Raw genomic sequence first — 17,665 nt, forward strand, 5'->3', positions numbered from 1 at the left:
AGGAGATGACGTGGCTGACGAGCTCACCCCGGAGACCCCGGAAGAAGAGCAGCCCCAGAAGAAGCACAAGCAGCGCAAGAACGCGCTGTACCCGGGCGTCAGCGAGGAACTCGCGGAGAACATGCGCAGCGGCTGGGCCGACACCGAACTGCGGGGTCTGGAGCCCATCGCCCAGGCCGGCCACACCGCCGAGCGCCGCGCCGCGCTGTCCGCGCGCTTCCCGGGCGAGCGCCTGGTGATCCCGGCCGGCCGGCTGAAGACCCGCTCGAACGACACCGAGTACCCCTTCCGCGCCTCGACCGAGTACGCGTACCTCACCGGCGACCAGACCGAGAACGGCGTCCTGGTCCTGGAGCCCGCCGGGGAGACCGGCCACCAGGCCACCGTCTACCTGCTGCCCCGCTCCGACCGGGAGAACGGCGAGTTCTGGCTGTCCGGCCAGGGCGAGCTCTGGGTCGGCCGCCGCCACTCCCTCACCGAGGCCGAGCAGCTCCTGGGCATCCCCGCCAAGGACGTGCGCAAGCTCGCCGAGGCCCTCACCGAGGCCGAGGGCCCGGTCCGGGCCGTCCGCGGCCACGACTCCGTCATCGAGGCCGCCCTCACCGACAAGGTGACCAAGGAGCGCGACGAGGAGCTGCGCGTCTACCTCTCCGAGGCCCGCGCCGTGAAGGACGCCTTCGAGATCGGCGAGCTGCAGAAGGCCGTCGACTCCACCGTCCGCGGCTTCGAGGACGTCGTGAAGGTCCTCGACAAGGCCGAGGCCACCTCGGAGCGCTACATCGAGGGCACCTTCTTCCTGCGCGCCCGCGTCGAGGGCAACGACGTCGGCTACGGCTCCATCTGCGCCGCCGGCCCGCACGCGTGCACGCTGCACTGGGTCCGCAACGACGGCGACGTCCGCTCCGGCGACCTGCTGCTGCTCGACGCCGGCGTGGAGACGCACTCCCTCTACACCGCCGACGTCACGCGCACGCTGCCCATCAACGGCACGTACAGCGACATCCAGCGCAAGATCTACGACGCGGTGTACGAGTCCCAGGAAGCCGGCATCGCCGCCGTCAAGCCGGGCGCCAAGTTCCGCGACTTCCACGACGCCTCCCAGCACGTGCTGGCCGAGAAGCTCGTCGAGTGGGGCCTGCTGGAGGGCCCGGTCGAGCGGGTCCTGGAGCTCGGTCTGCAGCGCCGCTGGACCCTGCACGGCACCGGTCACATGCTCGGCATGGACGTCCACGACTGCGCCGCCGCGCGCACCGAGGCGTACGTCGACGGCACGCTGGAGCCGGGCATGTGCCTGACCGTCGAGCCCGGTCTGTACTTCCAGGCCGACGACCTGACCGTGCCCGAGGAGTACCGCGGCATCGGCGTCCGGATCGAGGACGACATCCTCGTCACCGAGGACGGCAACCGGAACCTGTCGGCCGGGCTGCCCCGCACCTCGGTCGAGGTCGAGGCGTGGATGGCGCGGCTCAAGGGCTGACGCCGGCGCTCGTGCGTGACGGTGGGCGGGAACCGGATCCGGTTCCCGCCCACCGTCGTAGCCGGGCCCCAAGACGCCTAAGACACCCGCAGCAGCGCGTCGTCGCGCCACTTCAGCATCTTGTCGAAGCTCACCACGGCCCCCCGGCCCGGCCGGTTGCGGAAGCGGACGTGGTCGGCGAGTTCCGCGATCAGGTGCAGTCCCCGGCCGTCCTCGGCCAGGCAGGAGCCGGTGGATCTGCGGCGGGCCACCGTCGAGGGCGGGAAACCCGGGCCCGAGTCGGTCACCTCGATGCGGCAGCGGTCCCCGTCCAGATAGGCCGTGACGTGGTACGCCTCGGTCCCGTCCGGGACACCGCCGGCAGGAGCGCCGCCGGGGCCTTCGCCGGGGCCGCCGCCAAGGCCGCCGTGCTCCACCGCGTTCGCGCAGGCCTCGCTCAGCGCGACCGACAGGTCGTAGCAGATGTCCGGCTCCACCCCCGCGGTCTCCATCGTCCCCAGCAGCAGCCGCCGGGCGAGCGGCACGCTCGCGGCTTCGCGCCTCAAGTGGAGAGACCACCAGATGCTCATACGGTTACCTATTGCCTCCCGTACCGAGCCGTAAGCCCCCGGGAACCGGCAGAGCCCTCATTCGGCCGATGCGGGCTTGCCGGGCGGCCGTGTACGTCAGGACGCCGTCAGGGCACGGTCGGAAAGCGGTCCGGGAACTGACCTCGGGCTGACCCGGCACGGACCGCACGCCGACGGGGCACCGGAACCCAAGGGTCCCTCCAGCACCTGCCGTAGGCAGGGCCTAAGCGCAGTGCGATGATGGCCCGGCCATGACTGCCACCCACACGACACGCGCCGGAGCAGGTCTCCGGATGACCCGGGCCGCGGTGTTCACCGCGGTCTGCGTCGTGCTGTCCGCAGCCGGCCACGCCGTGGCCTCCTGCGCGACCGTGCCGTGGTGGGCCCTGGCACTGGCCTTCGTCGCCGTCTTCGCGATCGCGGTCCCCCTCGCGGGACGCCGGCGCTCGCTGCCCGGCATCGCCGCCGGGCTCACCGCCGGCCAGCTCGGGCTGCACTCGCTGTTCGGCCTCGGCCAGCACAGCGCCGCCGCGGCCCAGGCGCCGGTCACCGACGCCGACACCTCGATCGCGGCGCTGGCCGCCCAGCTGGTCTGCGGGGGCAACTCCGTACCGCTGAGCCCGGCCGACGCCCGGCAGATCCTGGAGACCGCCGGACTCGACCCGGCCGCCGTGGCCGCCCAGGCTGCCGCGCAGGGCCACATGGCCCACGCCCACCTGGCCGACGGCGCCGGAGCACCGGCGATCGGCCTGTTCAGCCCGGCCATGCTGACCGGGCACCTGCTGGCCGCGCTCGCGGTCGGCTGGCTGCTGGGCCGGGGCGATGCCGCGCTGTTCCGGCTCGTCGAACTGTCCCGGCTCTCCGCCGAAGCCGATCCCGTACGTCCGCTGCGCGCCGCGCTGGCCTTCGTACGGACCCTCGCCGCCGGACTCCCCGGCGCGCCCGCGCGCGGCCCCCGGGCCCGCCGGACCGCTGCCGTGCCCGCCGCCGCCACCGGCCGGGACGCGCTGCTGCACACCGTGATCCGGCGCGGGCCGCCGTCGGCCGCGCTCGCCCTCGCAGCCTGACGCGGCACCCCACTCCCCGGAACACCCAGCGGGAGCACCGGTGCTGCGACCTCCGCGCGCGCCGTGCGCGGAGCCACCGTCATCACTGCTTCCGTGGAGTGTTACTGCCATGAAGACCTCTCGCGTCTCCTTCGCCGCCGCCCTCGCCGCCGGCGCCGTCCTCGCCCTGTCCGGTACCGCCTTCGCGCACGTCGGCGTGCAGCCCGGCGAGGCCACCAAGGGCGGTTACGCGACGATCAACTTCAAGGTCCCCAACGAGCGCGACAACGCCTCGACCACCCAGCTCGAGGTCAACTTCCCGGTCGACCAGCCGCTCACGTCCGTCATGCCGCAGGAGCTCCCGGGCTGGACGTCGACGGTCGAGAAGACCAAGCTCGACAAGCCGCTGACCGTGCACGGCAAGCAGATCAACGAGGTCGTCACCAAGGTGACCTGGACCGGCGGCAAGATCGAGCCGGGCAAGTTCCAGCAGTTCCCGGTCTCCGTCGGCAAGCTTCCCGAGAACGCCGACAAGATGGTCTTCAAGGCCATCCAGACCTACGACAACAACGAGGTCGTCCGCTGGATCGAGGAGCCCAAGGAGGGTGCTGCGGAGCCGCAGACCCCGGCGCCCGTGCTGAAGCTGATCGCCGCCAAGGGCGGGGACGACCACCACGACAGTGCCGCCAAGCCGGCCGACGGGGCGAAGAACGCCGACAAGAACGACAAGAGCACCGACAAGGACGGGCACGACGAGGCCGCCAAGAGCGCCTCCGACACGACCGCACGCGCGCTCGGCATCGTGGGCATCGTCATCGGTCTCGGCGGCGTCGCCTTCGGCATCGCCTCGCGCCGCCGCGCCTCCTGAGGCGTCCGGCCCCCCGTCCTGTAGTTCCACAGTCGTTCTCCACGACGTCCGCCCCCTCCCCGATCCCAGGGACATTTCCTCATGCGCACCACACGTGTGACGGTCGCCGCCCTCGCGGTGGCGACCGCGCTCACCCTCACCGCCTGTGGCAGTGAGAAAGCCGAGAACACCGGTTCGGTCACCCAGATCACCGGCCAGAAGAAGGCCGGTACCGCGACCGTCCTCGACCGCCCCTTCGACAAGCCGGACCTCGTCCTCACGGACACCACCGGCAAGCCGTGGAACCTGCGCGAGCAGACCAAGGGACGGCCGACGCTCATCTACTTCGGCTACACCAACTGCCCCGACGTGTGCCCCCTGACGATGAGCAACGTCGCCGTCGCCAAGAAGGCACTCCCCAAGGCGGACCAGGACAAGCTCCAGGTCGTCTTCGTCACCACGGACCCGGAACGGGACACCCCCGACTCCCTCGGCGCGTGGCTCAGGGCCCAGGATCCGTCCTTCACCGGACTGACCGGGGACTTCGCCACCATCCAGGCCGCCGCCCGATCTCTCGGCATCGGTATCGAGGCCCCCAAGAAGGAGGCCGACGGCAGCGTCGTCTCCATGCACGGGGCCCAGGTCATCGCGTTCTCGCCCAAGACCGACGAGGGCTACGTCCTCTACGGCGAGGGCACGACCGTCGACGACTACACCAAGGACCTGCCGAAGATCATCAAGGGAGAGAACCCGTGAACGCCCGCACCATCCGCACCCTCGCCGCCGCCCTCTCCCTGACGGCAGCGCTCGCCATATCCGGCTGCTCCTCCTCCGGCTCGGACTCCGGCTCGGACTCGGGCTCCGGGGCCGGCGCGAAGTCCTCGGACGCCCCCGAGGCCGCCAAGCCCACGATGACGGTCAGCGGGGCCTTCATGCCCGAACCGGTCAACGACAAGATGGCCGGCGCTTTCATGGTGATCAAGAACGACTCGAAGACCGCCGACAAGTTGGTCTCCGTCACCAGCCCGCTCTCGGACGATCTGCAGATCCACGAGACCAAGGATCAGAAGATGCAGCAGGTCCAGTCGATGGACGTGCCCGCCAACGGCGAGCTGAAGCTGACGCGCGGCGGCAACCACATCATGTTCATGGGACTCAAGAACCAGCCGAAGGTCGGTGACAAGATCACCATCGAGCTGCGTTTCGAGAAGGCCGACCCGGTCAAGGTCGAGCTGGACGTCAAGGAACGGACGCACAACGCACAGAACTCCACCGCCCACTGACGGACCGAGGAACTGACACGCCATGACGGCCACCGCCCCCGCTCCTCCTTCGGCCCGCGCCCGCGCCACGGCACTCCTGCCGCGGCTGGCGCTGGTTCTCGCAGCCCTGCTGGCGACCCTGTTCACCGCGGCCGCCCCGGCCACGGCACACGCGGCGCTCACGGCGAGCGACCCCCAGGACGGGGCGGTGGTCGCCACGGCGCCCGCCCAGGTCACCCTCTCCTTCTCGGAGCAGGTCGCCATGGGCGACGACTCCATCCGCGTGCTGGACCCCCAGGGCAAGCGCGTCGACACCGGCGAGCTGCGGGACATGTGCAGCGGATCGACCATCCGCTACGGCACCGCCCTGCACTCCGGACTGCCGGACGGCACCTACACCGTCGCCTGGCAGGCCGTCTCCGCCGACAGCCACCCGATCTCCGGCGCCTTCACCTTCTCCATCGGCGCCCCCTCGGCGACCGCCGTCAGCCTTCCCGCCCAGCAGGTGGGCGGCGGCCCGGTCGGCATCGCGTACGGCATCGCCCGCTACGCCGCCTACGCCGGCTTCACCGTCCTCGTCGGCGGCGCCGCCTTCATCCTGCTGTGCTGGCGCCGGGGTTCCGCCGAGCGCCCGCTCCAGAAGCTGGTCGTGGGCGGCTGGGTCACCCTCACCGCCGCCACGCTGGCGATGCTGGCGCTGCGCACCCCGTACACCGGCTCGGGGAACTTCGCCGACGCCTTCGACCTCGACGGGCTCAAGGCCGTCCTGGAGACCAAGACCGGCGCCTCCTTCCTCTCCCGGCTGCTGCTGCTCGGCGCGGCCGCCCTCTTCATCGCCGTGCTCTTCGGCGCGTACGCACGCCGCCAGAAGGCCTCCGGCGCGGCTGCCGAAGACAAGGCCGAGGAGAAGGCCAAGGAGAAGAAGGAGACGAGCGACCTCGCCTTCGGGCTCGGCATCGGCGGCACGGTCGTGGCTGGAGGCATCGCAGCCACCTGGGCCCTCTCCGAGCACGCCTCCACCGGCATCCAGCCCGGAATCGCGATGCCGGCCGACATCCTGCACCTGCTGGCCGTGGCCACCTGGCTCGGCGGGCTCACCGCGCTGCTGGTCGCCCTGCGCAAGGTGCCGGACATCGAGCGGGAAGCCGTCCGGTGCTTCTCGCGGGTCGCCTTCATCAGCGTCGTGGTCCTCACGGTCACCGGCGTCTACCAGTCCTGGCGCCAGGTCGGCAGCTGGTCCGCGCTCACGGGCACCAGCTACGGCCGACTCCTGCTGATCAAGGTCGCGCTCGTCGCCGTACTCGTCGGCATCGCCTACCTCTCGCGGAAGTGGACCTCCCGGCTCGGGGAGGTCCCGGCCGAGGAGCCGGCCAAGGTGCTCGCGGGACACGATGTTTCACGTGAAACATCGACCGAGAACGCCGATGGCTCCAACTCGGCCGATGCCGCAGAACCTGCCGCCCCTGCCGACCCGGAGCGGGCCGCCCAGCTCGCCCGGCAGCGCGCGGCCCGTGAGAAGGCCCATGAGACCCGGGTCCGCGACGCCGATCCGGGCCGCGCCGGCCTGCGCCGCTCCGTACTCGCCGAGGCCGGTGTGGCCGTCGTCCTGCTGGCCGTCACCACCGTCCTGACCAGCACCGAGCCGGGGCGCGCCGTGGAACGGGAGGCCGGCCGGGGCGGAGCGTCCGCCCCCGCCGTGCCCAACCGGCCGGTCAAGATCACCCTGCCCTACGACACCGGCGGCCAGAACGGCAAGGGCAGCCTCCGGCTGGAGCTCGACCCGGGCCGGGTCGGCGCCAACACGCTCCACCTGTGGGCGGACGGCCCCGACGGCAAGCCCCTCGACCTCCCCGAGGTCAAGATCGCCTTCACCCTCCCGGCCAAGGAGATCGGCCCCCTGCCGCTCGCCCCGGACCGGGCCTCTGCCGGACACTGGACCGCGTCCGGCGTCCGGCTGCCGCTCGCGGGCGAATGGCGCATCGACGTGACCGTACGCACCTCCGACATCGACCAGACGACCGTCCAGAAGAACGTGAAGATCGGCTGAACAGCGTGACCGACACCACCGGGAGCAACCCCGACATCGAGATCTCCCGGCGCCGGCTGCTGGGCACGGTGGGCGCCGCGGGCGCCGCCGGGCTCGCACTCGGCGCCACCGGCGGCGCGCTCGTACAGTCCGCGGTCTCCGACTCCCCGGCCGGCTCCCCCGGAGCCGCCGGGTCCCTCGCCTCCCTCGGCGCCACCCAGGTCTCCTTCCAGGGGGACCACCAGGCCGGAATCACCACCCCGCTCCAGGCCAAGGGCCATGTCCTCGCCTTCGACCTGGCGCCGGGCGCCGGGCGCAAGGAGGCGGCCGCACTGCTGCGCCGCTGGTCCGACACGGCCCGGCGGCTCATGGCGGGCGAGACCGCACCGACCGCCGACAGCGGGATCGCCCTGGACGCGGGGCCGTCCTCCCTCACCCTCACCTTCGGCTTCGGCCACTCCTTCTTCGAGCGCACCGGACTCACCGCCCGCCGCCCGGTGGCCCTCGACCCGCTGCCCGACTTCTCCTCGGACCGGCTCGACGCCCAGCGCAGCAACGGCGACCTGTGGGTCCAGATCGGCGCCGACGACGCCCTCGTCGCCTTCCACGCCCTGCGCGCCGTACAGAAGGACGCCGGGGAGGCCGCCCGCGTGCGGTGGCAGATGAACGGCTTCAACCGGTCCCCCGGAGCCACGGCCTCGCCCATGACCGCCCGCAATCTGATGGGCCAGGTCGACGGCACCGGGAACCCCAAGCCCAAGGACCCCGACTTCGACAAGCGGATCTTCGTACCGGGGGCCGGACCCGGGCCGGCCGAGCACTCCTGGATGGCCGGGGGCTCGTACGCCGTCGTACGCCGGATCCGGATGCTGCTCGACGACTGGGACAAGCAGTCCCTCGCCCAGCAGGAGCAGGTCATCGGCCGGACCAAGGCCACCGGAGCGCCGCTGACCGGCGGCGACGAGAAGACCGCGATGGCCCTGGACAAGTTCGGCGCCGACGGCAAGCCGGTCATCCCGTCCAACGCCCACGCCCGGATCTCCGCCCCCGCGCAGAACGGCGGGGCCGCCATGCTCCGGCGCCCCTTCTCCTACCACGACGGGATCTCCCCCGACGGCACCCCGGACGCCGGGCTGCTCTTCATCTGCTGGCAGGCCGATCCGCTGCGCGGGTTCGTGCCGGTCCAGCGCAAGCTCGACCGCGGTGACGCCCTGTCGGAGTTCCTCCGGCACGAGTCCAGCGGCCTGTACGCCGTCCCGCCCGGGCCGCGCGACGGGGAGTACGTCGGACAGCGCCTGCTCGAAGGGTGAACAGCGCCGCTTCGGCGGGTGGCCCGGCATTAGGCTGATCGCATGTCGGCCACCCGCTTCACCTATCTCGGTCCCGAGGGCACTTTCACCGAAGCCGCCCTGCGCACTCTGCCGGAAGCCGCCACCCGGGAGCTGGTCCCGATGGTGTCGGTCCCGGCCGCCCTGGACGCCGTGCGCAACGGCGAGGCCGCGGCGGCTCTGGTGCCGATCGAGAACTCGGTGGAGGGCGGGGTCACCGCCACGCTCGACGAGCTGGCCTCCGGCGAGCCGCTGATGATCTACCGCGAGGTGCTGCTGCCCATCGCGTTCGCGCTGCTGGTGCGGCCCGGGACCAAGCTGTCGGACATCAAGACCGTCACCGGGCATCCCGTGGCCCAGCCGCAGGTACGCAACTGGCTGCGGACGCACCTGCCCGACGCCGTGTGGGAGTCGGCCGCCTCCAACGCTGATGGTGCCCGGCTGGTGCAGGAGGGCCGGTTCGACGCGGCCTTCGCGGGTGAGTTTGCCGCCGCCACCTACGGGCTGGAGGCGCTGGTCACTGAGATCCACGACGCGCAGAACGCCGAGACCCGCTTCGTGCTCGTCGGGCGGCCCGCCCGGCCGGCCGCGCCCACCGGCGCCGACAAGACCTCCGTCGTGCTGTGGCTCGGCGACGACCACCCCGGTGCCCTGCTGGAGCTGCTCCAGGAGTTCGCCGTCCGCGGGGTGAACCTGATGTTGATCCAGTCCCGCCCGACCGGCGAGGGGATCGGCAACTACTGCTTCGCCGTCGACGCCGAGGGCCACATCTCCGACCGCCGGGTCAGCGAGGCCCTGATGGGGCTCCGGCGGACCTGCCCCCAGGTCCGCTTCCTCGGTTCCTACCCTCGCGCCGGTGTCGCTCTGAGTGAGGTACGGGCCGCACGGCCGGGGACCTCCGACGGCGATTTCACGGCGGCCTCCGACTGGCTGGCCCGCTGCCTCGACGGCCGGGCGTAGTCCTTCGTCCACTGTCCACAGAGTTATCCACAGGGCGAGATGGGGACCTGGGGACAAGTCGACAGAGCGGCATGACAAGGTCGACATATCGGCCGGGTGGCCCAGGTTTCGCGCTGGGGAGCGTCAGGTGAACGGCGTCACCCCCGTATCACCGATCAACTCTTTGGAGCGAGCCATTCCCACCCGAATGAGTGTGTGAGGGCGGTTTGAACCCTGATCGACCCGGACCACTCCCGGATCCCTATTGATCTAATTCGGTGTCCACAGATGCAGCGCACAGCCTGTGGATAAGAGTGCCTCCGAGGGAATTCCTGTGGACAAGGGCGACCCTCCGGTCCTGCTCAGGCCCCGCCCGCCGTTCGGCGTTGTGCCCCTTTTCGGGGAATGAGGACGGTTTATCGATCGGCCCGCAGGGGCCGGATCCAGCCGTCGGGCCAGCCCGGGACAAGCGCCAGACAAGGGATTTGCATTCGTACCAATTAGGACATAGCGACACGCAGCGTGATATCGATGTGATCCCAGGAAGCCCAGCCCGGTAGCCTGGAGGGGTGATTGACCTTCGGCTGCTCCGTGAAGACCCTGACCGTGTCCGCGCCTCGCAGCGCGCCCGTGGAGAGGACGTCGAGCTCGTCGACGCACTCCTCTCCGCCGATGAGCGCCGCAGGTCCTCCGGCATGCGCTTCGACGAACTGCGCAATGAGCAGAAGTCGCTCGGCAGGCTCATTCCCAAGGCCTCTCCGGAGGAGCGGGCCGAGCTGCTGGCCAAGGCCGAGCAGCTCAAGCAGGACGTCAAGGCCGCGGAGGCCGAGCAGAACCAGGCGGACGAGGCTGCCAAGCAGCTCCTGCTCAAGCTCGGCAACATCGTCCACGAGGACGTCCCGGTCGGCGGCGAGGAGGACTTCACCGTCCTCGAGACGCACGGCACGATCCGCGACTTCGGTGCCGAGGGCTTCGAGCCCAAGGACCACCTGGAGCTGGGCGAGTCCCTGGGCGCCATCGACGTCGAGCGCGGCGCCAAGGTGTCGGGCTCGCGCTTCTACTACCTCACCGGTGTCGGCGCCCTGCTCGAGCTCGCCCTGGTGAACGCGGCGATCGCGCAGGCCTCCGAGGCCGGCTTCATCCCGATGCTGACCCCCGCGCTGGTCCGCCCGCGCGCCATGGAGGGCACCGGTTTCCTCGGCCAGGCCGCGGAGAACGTCTACCACCTGGAGAAGGACGACTACTACCTGGTCGGCACCTCCGAGGTCCCGCTCGCCGCGTACCACATGGACGAGATCATCGACGCCGACAAGCTGCCCCTGCGGTACGCCGGCTTCTCCCCGTGCTTCCGCCGCGAGGCCGGTACGTACGGCAAGGACACCCGCGGCATCTTCCGCGTCCACCAGTTCGACAAGGTCGAGATGTTCTCGTACGTCGCACCGGAGGACGCCGAGGCCGAGCACCAGCGGCTCCTCGAGTGGGAGAAGCAGTGGCTGACCAGCCTGGAGCTGCCGTTCCAGGTCATCGACGTCGCGACCGGCGACCTGGGCGCCTCCGCATCCCGCAAGTTCGACTGCGAGGCGTGGATCCCGACCCAGGGCAAGTACCGCGAGCTGACCTCCGCCTCGAACTGTGACGGCTTCCAGGCCCGCCGCCTGTCGATCCGCTACCGCGACGGCAAGAAGACCGCTCCGCTGTCCACGCTGAACGGCACCCTGTGCGCCGTCCCGCGCACGATCGTCGCGATCCTGGAGAACCACCAGCAGGCCGACGGCTCCGTGCGGGTTCCCCCCGTGCTCCGCCCCTACCTGGGCGGCCGCGAGGTCCTGGAGCCGATCACCAAGTGAGCCCGGCCCCCTTCCCGTACAAGCTCGTCGCGACGGACCTCGACGGCACGCTGCTGCGTGACGACGACACCGTCTCGGAGCGCACCCGTGAAGCGCTCGCCGCGGCCACCGCGGCGGGCGCGGCACACATCGTCGTCACCGGCCGGGCCGTGCCCTGGACCCGGCACGTGCTGGACGATCTCGGCTACACGGGGATCGCCGTGTGCGGGCAGGGCGCGCAGGTCTATGACGCGGGGGCGCACCGGCTGCTGACCTCGGTGACGCTGGACCGGCAGCTCGCCGGCCTGGCGCTGTCGAAGATCGAGGCCGAGGTGGGTCCGCTGGCGCTGGCCGCCAGCCGGGACGGGGTGGCGGGCGAGGTCCTGTTCGGCCCCGGCTACCAGGTGCAGGAGGGTCTGCCGGCGCTCTACCTGGAGGACACCGCCGAGGTCTGGACCGCCCCGCTCAACAAGCTGTACATCCAGCACCCGGGGATGGGCGAGGACGAGCTCGTCAAGGTGGCCCGGGGGATCGTCGGCAGCCTGGTCGACATCGTGATGGCCGGTCCGGGGATAGTGGAGATCCTTCCGCTGGGCCTGAGCAAGGCCACCGGCCTGTCGCTCGCCGCCCGGCGGCTGAAGGTCAAGGCGGCGGAGACGATCGCCTTCGGCGACATGCCCAACGACATCCCGATGTTCGGCTGGGCCGCGCACGGTGTCGCCATGGCCAACGCCCACCCGGAGCTGAAGGCCGTGGCGGACGAGGTGACGACCTCCAACCAGGAGGACGGCATCGCCGTGGTGCTGGAGCGTCTGCTGGGCGCCGCGTAACACCTGGGACCGGAGGTACGAGAGGTCCGGGACGGCCCGCGCCGTGAGGCGCGCTCGAAGTGGCCGTCCCGGACCTTTTGTTACTCCCCGCACCACTCACTGTGCCCCGGCCGCACGGCCCGTACCAGCGAATTTCCCCGTACGGCCCCCAGAGCCTCCTCGGCCGGGCCGGCTCATGTTTCACGTGAAACATGAGCGGCGGGCCGGTGGCCGTGCGGATCCCGGTGCAGGGTCAGCGGCCAGGCGAGGAGCCCGACGGCGAGCGAGATGGCGTGGCCGAGGTCGGTGAAAGTACCGCCGGTGAGCAGGGGGATGCCGAAGAAGGCGACCGCGCCGGCGAGGTAGAACCATCTCCAGGGGCCCGGGAGCCGATAGGTCAGCACGCCCACGGAGGCCGCGATCCCGTAGCTGACTCCGATGTCGACGACGTGGGTCATGCTGTGCGGCGCGCGGTGGTCCTGGATGGCCATCAGGAGCACCTGCTGGCTGACGAGGGTGGCGACGACATGGGCGGTCGCGACGACCAGGAGCCAGCGCAGGGTGCCGAGCCAGCGCTCGACGGGGGCGTGGAAGAACTCGAAGAGCACGGCGTAGAGGGCGAGCGAGGCCGGGTTCTCGATCCAGAAGGCGCTGCTGAGCAGCGCCCGGAAGGGGTACTTGACCAGCTGGTGGATGTTGCTGCTGTTGCGGTGGAGCAGTACGTGGTCGAGCCGGTCGGGGGCGATCGCGACGACGAGGCTGGTCACGGCGACGATCAGCAGCCATATGTGCGTGCCGGGCGAAGAGCGTATCCAGGACCGCAGGGGCCTGGACTGCTCGGGCTCGGGATGCTCGATCATGCACCCGATGATGCCGCGCGAAACTGTGCCCCGCCCGGCCGGTGGGCCGGGCGGGGCACGGTCTTCGAGGCATCCTCCGGCGGTCCTACTCCTCGCCGGCGAGGGTCAGGCGGCGCAGCTTCTGGCCCGCGTACGCGGTGGCGCCGACGGTGACCGCGAGGAGCAGGACCGCGGCGGTGGTCAGGCCCACGCTGGAGTCGACGTAACCCTGTCCGGCGACCTTCTCGGCCAGGGACAGCGCCCACTGCTGGACGCTGAGCGTCTTGGCGCCGGAGACCAGGCTGCCGAAGAAGGACTCCCAGATCAGGGCGTAGACCAGGCCGAAGACGACCGCGTGCCGGCTGACGGTGCCCAGCAGCAGGAACAGCGCGCTGTAGGCGATCGAGGCGACGAGGGCGGCGACGGTGTAGGCGACCGCGATCTGCTGGCCATTGCCGTTGAGGATGAAGCCCGCGATCAGGGTGGGGATCGCCGAGAAGGCCATCGTGACGGCGATCGCGACGATCAGCTTGGTCATGATGATCGTCGGGCGCTTCACCGGCTTGGAGAGCAGGTAGACGATCGAGCCATCGTCGATCTCGGGGCCGATGGCGCCGGTGCCGGCGATGACGCCGATCAGCGGGACCATCGTCGCGAGGGCGAAGCCGCCGAGGAGGTCGGCCGCGACCTTGTCGTCCACCCCGGTGAAGAAGCGGACGGCGAAGGAGATGACGATCAGCAGGGCGGGCAGCGCGAAGAGGATCAGCGCGCGGCGACGGCCGAGCAGGGCCCGGTAGGTGAGCCGGGCGACGGTGGGGTTGTACATGGGTGCCAGCTCCTTCAGGCCGCGACGAGGTAGGAGAAGACCGACTCGAGGGACTCGTCGGAGGGCGAGACCGTCAGCAGCCGGATGCCGTGCGCGCGGGCGACGCGCGGCAGCAGCTCGGTGAAGCGCCCGAAGTCGACGGCCTGGATGCGCAGGGCGCCCTCCTGGAGGTCGACCTCGATACCGGCCGTGGACGGGTCGGCGATCAGGGCCGCGGCGAGGGCCCGGTCGTCGGAGGAGCGGACGAGGTAGCGGTGCGGGCGGTCCGTCATCAGGCGGCGGATCTTGCGGAAGTCCCCGGACGCGGCGTGCCGGCCGGCGACGACCACCTCGATGTGGGAGGCGAGCTGCTCGACCTCCTCCAGGATGTGGGAGGAGAACAGGACGGTGCGGCCCTCGGCGCCCATCCGCCGCAGCAGGTCCATGAGCTGCATGCGCTGGCGCGGGTCCATGCCGTTGAAGGGCTCGTCGAGGAGGAGCACGGACGGGTCGTGGACGAGCGCGGAGGCCATCTTCACGCGCTGGCGCATGCCCTTGGAGTACGTGGAGATCTTGCGGTCCTGGGCGTACTCCATCTCGACGGTGGCGAGCGCCCGCTGGGCCGCCGCGTCGTCCAGTCCGTGCAGCTCGGCGTTGGCGACGACGAACTCCCGGCCGGTGAGGAAGTCGTACATCGCCTCCCGCTCGGGTACCACGCCGATCTGCTTGTAGACCGCTTCGTTGCGCCAGATCGGCGCTCCGTCGAGGGTGACCGTGCCGGTGGAGGGGGCGAGGAAGCCGCCCATCATGTTGATGAGGGTGGACTTGCCCGCGCCGTTGGGGCCGAGGAGTCCGGTGACGCCGGGACCGATGCGCATGGTCACGTCGTTGACGGCGACGACGTTCCCGAACCAGCGGGAGGTGTGGTCGATGTCGATGAGGGTCACAGCCCGGCCTTCCGGTAGCGGGACATCAGGGCGGCGTAGGAGCCGACGATGAGGCCGAGTACGACGAGCAGGTACACCACGCCGGTACCGGCGGAGGGGCCGTCGCCGCCCGGGAAGGCGGAGGTGGCGCTGAGGAAGGCGGTCTGCACCCCGTCGATCAGGGTGATCGGGGAGAACAGGCCCAGCCACTCGATGGCCCCGGTGTTCCCGGTCGAGTAGGCGACGGCCTGGACCGTGGAGACGGCGCCGTAGGGGATGAGCAGCAGGGCGATGACGGCGGCCACACCGAAGCCGCGGCGCGGGGTGAGAGCGGCCATGACCAGGCCGAGGCCGGCGAAGAGCAGCGAGAGCAGCAGTACGGACACGAGTCCCTGCCCGAATCCCTTGGTCTGGTGACCGAAGTCGAACTTGGCCAGCAGCGAGCCGATCCACATGATCAGCAGCGGGGTGGCGGTGAGGATGAAGAGGGCCGAGGCCATGGCGGCGTACTTGGCCACGACGTAGTCGACCCGCTCGATCGGCCGCGAGAAGTACAGCGGCACCGTCTTGAAGCGCAGGTCCCGCGAGACCGACTGGGGCGCCTGGGAGGCGAGGTAGAGGCCGATGACCACCTGGGTGGTCAGGGCGTACGTCGTGTACTTGATCGGCAGGTCGCTGGAGCCGGGGACGGCGATGGCCACCGCGACGATGATCAGCGCGGGAACGCACATCACCGCGAAGAGGATCATCGGCAGCACCTTGGACTTGGCGGAGCGGCCGAGCCCGTACGCGCCCCGCAGGGACTGCGAGAACAGCGAGGTACGGGCGTAGGCACGGCCGAGCCGGGGTCCGTCGTAGGACCGGTAGCCGATGTTGTGGATCTGGGTCGAGGTCTCAGGCGCCATCGGAGCCGGCTCCCTTCTGGTGGGCGTTGGACGTCGGCAGGCCGTTGTCGCGGAAGACCTCGGCGATGTGGTGGCGGCGCTGTTCCATGCGGACCAGGCCGAGACCGAGGTCGGCGACGGTGTCGCGGACGGTGTCGTAGGCGTCCTCGCCGGTGGCCTCGACGAGGAGGATGTGGCCGGCTCCGGGCAGGCCCTGCTCCTCGCCCGCGTGGAGGGTGAGGCCCGCCGCGGCGAGCGCCTTGCGCAGGGCGGCGGTGCCGTCCGGGTGCGCGTCGGAGTCGGTGACCTCGACCGCGAGGGTGGCCGTGGTCTGGGTGAAGTCGCTGGTGGAGCTGGAGCGCAGCAGCTTGCCGCCGTCGACGACCACCACGTGGTCGCAGGTCCGCTCCAGCTCGCCGAGGAGGTGGGAGGTGACCAGGACCGAGATGCCGAAGTCGGTGTGGACGCGGCGGATCAGGCCGAGCATCTCGTCGCGGCCGACCGGGTCGAGGCCGTTGGTCGGCTCGTCGAGGAGGACCAGCTGGGGGTCGTGGACCAGCGCCTGGGCCAGCTTGACCCGCTGCTTCATTCCGGTGGAGTAGCCGCCGATGGGACGGTAGCGCTCCTCGTACAGCCCGACGTGCCGCAGCGTGTCGGCGGTGCGCTCGCGGGCGGCGGTCGGCGGCAGCCCGGACATGCGCGCCATGTGGACGACGAACTCGGTGGCCGAGACGTCGGGTGGCAGGCAGTCGTGTTCGGGCATGTAGCCGACCCGCTCCCGGATCGCGCTGCCATGCGTGGCGACGTCGAGTCCGAGTACGGCGGCGCGGCCCTCGGTGGCGGGGGACAGTCCGAGCAGGATCTTGATCAGCGTGGACTTGCCGGCTCCGTTGGCGCCCACGAGGCCGGTTACGCCGGGCCCGATGTCCAGGGAGAGCCGGTCGAGGGCGGTCACTCGGGGGTACCGCTTGCTCAGGCTTTCGGTCGCGATGACAGTCACGGCTTCGACGTTAGTGCTGTGGGGCCCGCGGATCGTCAGACCTGGAGCGGGATCGCATATCCGCCTTGAGGACTACGGACCCTGACGGAAGGCTGATGCCGGTGAAGTTTGTCCACAGGTCCGTGCACGCACCTTGACGTGACCTCCGGTCATTGTCACATTCATCAGTGTCAGGTTTCGGGCGCGTACGGCTACAGGGACGGACGGCTGGCATGACTGGGGACACCAAGCAGCGCACCGCGCACGACTCCGGGCAGCTCTCCGCCGAGCTGCGCGGCTTCAGGGAGGTCCAGCGCCTCGCCTACGAGTGCGCGGAGACCGTGGCGGCGCAGCTGCGCCCGGGCGTGACCGAGCGCGAAGCGGCGCGGATGCAGCGGGACTGGCTGCGCGAGCGCGGGGTGCGGGACTGGTTCCACCTGCCCTTCGCCTGGTTCGGGGACCGCACCGCCTTCGCGAACTTCAAGATCCCCCTCCAGTTCTTCCCGACCTCGCGGCGGCTGGAGCCGGGGATGCCGTTCATCCTCGACATGGCGCCGGTGTACCGGGGGTACGCGGCCGACATCGGCTACTCCGGCAGCCTCGGCCTCAACCCGGTGCAGGACCGGCTGATGTCCGATCTGCGCCCGCACCGGGAGCTGATCCTGGAGCAGGTGCGCGAGCGCCGCCCGCTGCGCGAGATCTACGAGAACGTCGAGCGGCTGATGACCCGCCAGGGGTACGCCAACCGGCACCGGGCCTACCCCTTCGGCGTCATCGCGCACAAGATAGACCGGGTCAAGGAGCGCCGCTGGTCCCCGACCGCCTTCGGGTTCGGCACCCAGTCCCTCAAGGGGCTGGCCTCGGACGCCCTGCACGGGCACCGGGAGGGCTGGTCTCCGCTGTGGAGTCCCTACCACTTCTCCGACCACCCGCCGCAGCCCGGCCTGTGGGCGGTGGAGCCGCACCTGGGCTTCCGGGGCACCGGCGCGAAGTTCGAGGAGATCCTGGTCGTCACCGACTCCCGGGACCCCGCGGAGAGCGCGTTCTGGCTGGACGACGACCTGCCGCACGTGCGGCGCTGGGCTGAGGAGAAGGCGGCATGA

At 70.9% G+C, this 17,665-nt stretch carries 17 protein-coding genes; 11 read left to right on the forward strand and 6 right to left on the reverse strand.

Going from position 1 to position 17,665, the window contains the following annotated elements; genetic code table 11:
• The first annotated feature begins 10 nt into the window (after positions 1 to 10).
• Positions 11 to 1,477 carry an aminopeptidase P family protein gene (locus tag OOK34_RS11650; protein ID WP_267033778.1) on the forward strand — a complete coding sequence of 489 codons (1,467 nt, stop codon included), beginning with the start codon at positions 11 to 13 and terminating at the stop codon, positions 1,475 to 1,477.
• A 77-nt stretch (positions 1,478 to 1,554) separates the two neighbouring features.
• Here the strand turns inward: OOK34_RS11650 and OOK34_RS11655 are convergent, their stop codons facing one another.
• Positions 1,555 to 2,046 (reverse strand): ATP-binding protein, encoded by a 492-nt coding sequence (locus OOK34_RS11655; protein ID WP_267033779.1) that lies wholly within the window; start codon positions 2,044 to 2,046, stop codon positions 1,555 to 1,557.
• A 251-nt stretch (positions 2,047 to 2,297) separates the two neighbouring features.
• On the opposite strand from OOK34_RS11655, the gene OOK34_RS11660 reads away from it, so the two are divergent.
• The 9 genes from OOK34_RS11660 to OOK34_RS11700 all read left to right on the forward strand — a co-directional run bounded on the left by OOK34_RS11660 (position 2,298) and on the right by OOK34_RS11700 (position 12,150).
• Positions 2,298 to 3,113: a hypothetical protein gene (locus tag OOK34_RS11660; RefSeq protein ID WP_267033780.1), complete on the forward strand. Its 816-nt coding sequence runs from the start codon at positions 2,298 to 2,300 to the stop codon at positions 3,111 to 3,113.
• A gap of 109 nt (positions 3,114 to 3,222) precedes the next feature.
• The gene (locus OOK34_RS11665; RefSeq protein ID WP_267033781.1) at positions 3,223 to 3,960 is read left to right on the forward strand and encodes a YcnI family protein; all 738 of its coding nucleotides are present in this window, start codon (positions 3,223 to 3,225) and stop codon (positions 3,958 to 3,960) included.
• Positions 3,961 to 4,041: 81 nt separating this feature from the next.
• On the forward strand, positions 4,042 to 4,695 hold the full coding sequence (locus OOK34_RS11670; protein ID WP_267033782.1) for an SCO family protein: 654 nt from the start codon (positions 4,042 to 4,044) through the stop codon (positions 4,693 to 4,695).
• On the forward strand, positions 4,692 to 5,222 hold the full coding sequence (locus OOK34_RS11675; RefSeq protein ID WP_267033783.1) for a copper chaperone PCu(A)C: 531 nt from the start codon (positions 4,692 to 4,694) through the stop codon (positions 5,220 to 5,222). The genes OOK34_RS11670 and OOK34_RS11675 overlap by 4 nt, the downstream gene beginning before the upstream one ends.
• Before the next feature lie 22 nt (positions 5,223 to 5,244).
• A complete protein-coding gene (locus OOK34_RS11680) occupies positions 5,245 to 7,248 on the forward strand; it encodes a copper resistance CopC/CopD family protein (protein WP_267033784.1) in 2,004 nt (667 codons plus the stop codon).
• Between the two features lie 5 nt (positions 7,249 to 7,253).
• Positions 7,254 to 8,537: an iron uptake transporter deferrochelatase/peroxidase subunit gene (gene efeB / locus OOK34_RS11685; protein ID WP_267033785.1), complete on the forward strand. Its 1,284-nt coding sequence runs from the start codon at positions 7,254 to 7,256 to the stop codon at positions 8,535 to 8,537.
• A 42-nt stretch (positions 8,538 to 8,579) separates the two neighbouring features.
• Complete coding sequence (gene pheA / locus OOK34_RS11690) at positions 8,580 to 9,515, forward strand: prephenate dehydratase (RefSeq protein WP_267033786.1); 936 nt, start codon at positions 8,580 to 8,582, stop codon at positions 9,513 to 9,515.
• A 548-nt stretch (positions 9,516 to 10,063) separates the two neighbouring features.
• Positions 10,064 to 11,341, forward strand: a complete 1,278-nt coding sequence (gene serS / locus OOK34_RS11695; protein ID WP_267033787.1) for a serine--tRNA ligase — start codon at positions 10,064 to 10,066, stop codon at positions 11,339 to 11,341.
• Positions 11,338 to 12,150 (forward strand): HAD family hydrolase, encoded by an 813-nt coding sequence (locus OOK34_RS11700; protein ID WP_267033788.1) that lies wholly within the window; start codon positions 11,338 to 11,340, stop codon positions 12,148 to 12,150. Before serS ends, OOK34_RS11700 begins: the two co-directional genes overlap by 4 nt.
• A 173-nt stretch (positions 12,151 to 12,323) precedes the next feature.
• Here the strand turns inward: OOK34_RS11700 and OOK34_RS11705 are convergent, their stop codons facing one another.
• From OOK34_RS11705 to OOK34_RS11725, 5 genes are all read right to left on the reverse strand, one after another.
• Positions 12,324 to 12,989: a rhomboid-like protein gene (locus tag OOK34_RS11705; RefSeq protein ID WP_267033789.1), complete on the reverse strand. Its 666-nt coding sequence runs from the start codon at positions 12,987 to 12,989 to the stop codon at positions 12,324 to 12,326.
• 85 nt (positions 12,990 to 13,074) lie between these two features.
• The gene (locus OOK34_RS11710) at positions 13,075 to 13,794 is read right to left on the reverse strand and encodes an ABC transporter permease (RefSeq protein WP_267033790.1); all 720 of its coding nucleotides are present in this window, start codon (positions 13,792 to 13,794) and stop codon (positions 13,075 to 13,077) included.
• Between the two features lie 14 nt (positions 13,795 to 13,808).
• Positions 13,809 to 14,720, reverse strand: coding sequence for an ABC transporter ATP-binding protein (locus tag OOK34_RS11715; protein WP_267033791.1), 912 nt, complete (start codon positions 14,718 to 14,720; stop codon positions 13,809 to 13,811).
• Complete coding sequence (locus tag OOK34_RS11720) at positions 14,717 to 15,604, reverse strand: ABC transporter permease subunit (RefSeq protein ID WP_267033792.1); 888 nt, start codon at positions 15,602 to 15,604, stop codon at positions 14,717 to 14,719. The genes OOK34_RS11715 and OOK34_RS11720 overlap by 4 nt, the downstream gene beginning before the upstream one ends.
• On the reverse strand, positions 15,594 to 16,583 hold the full coding sequence (locus OOK34_RS11725; protein WP_267033793.1) for an ABC transporter ATP-binding protein: 990 nt from the start codon (positions 16,581 to 16,583) through the stop codon (positions 15,594 to 15,596). The genes OOK34_RS11720 and OOK34_RS11725 overlap by 11 nt, the downstream gene beginning before the upstream one ends.
• A gap of 212 nt (positions 16,584 to 16,795) precedes the next feature.
• Here OOK34_RS11725 and OOK34_RS11730 point away from each other — a divergent pair, with 212 nt between their 5' ends.
• Entirely contained in the window at positions 16,796 to 17,665 is an 870-nt protein-coding gene (locus OOK34_RS11730) for a M24 family metallopeptidase (RefSeq protein ID WP_267033794.1), read from the forward strand.

This window comes from Streptomyces sp. NBC_00091 (assembly GCF_026343185.1).
In the GTDB taxonomy this organism is placed as follows: domain Bacteria; phylum Actinomycetota; class Actinomycetes; order Streptomycetales; family Streptomycetaceae; genus Streptomyces.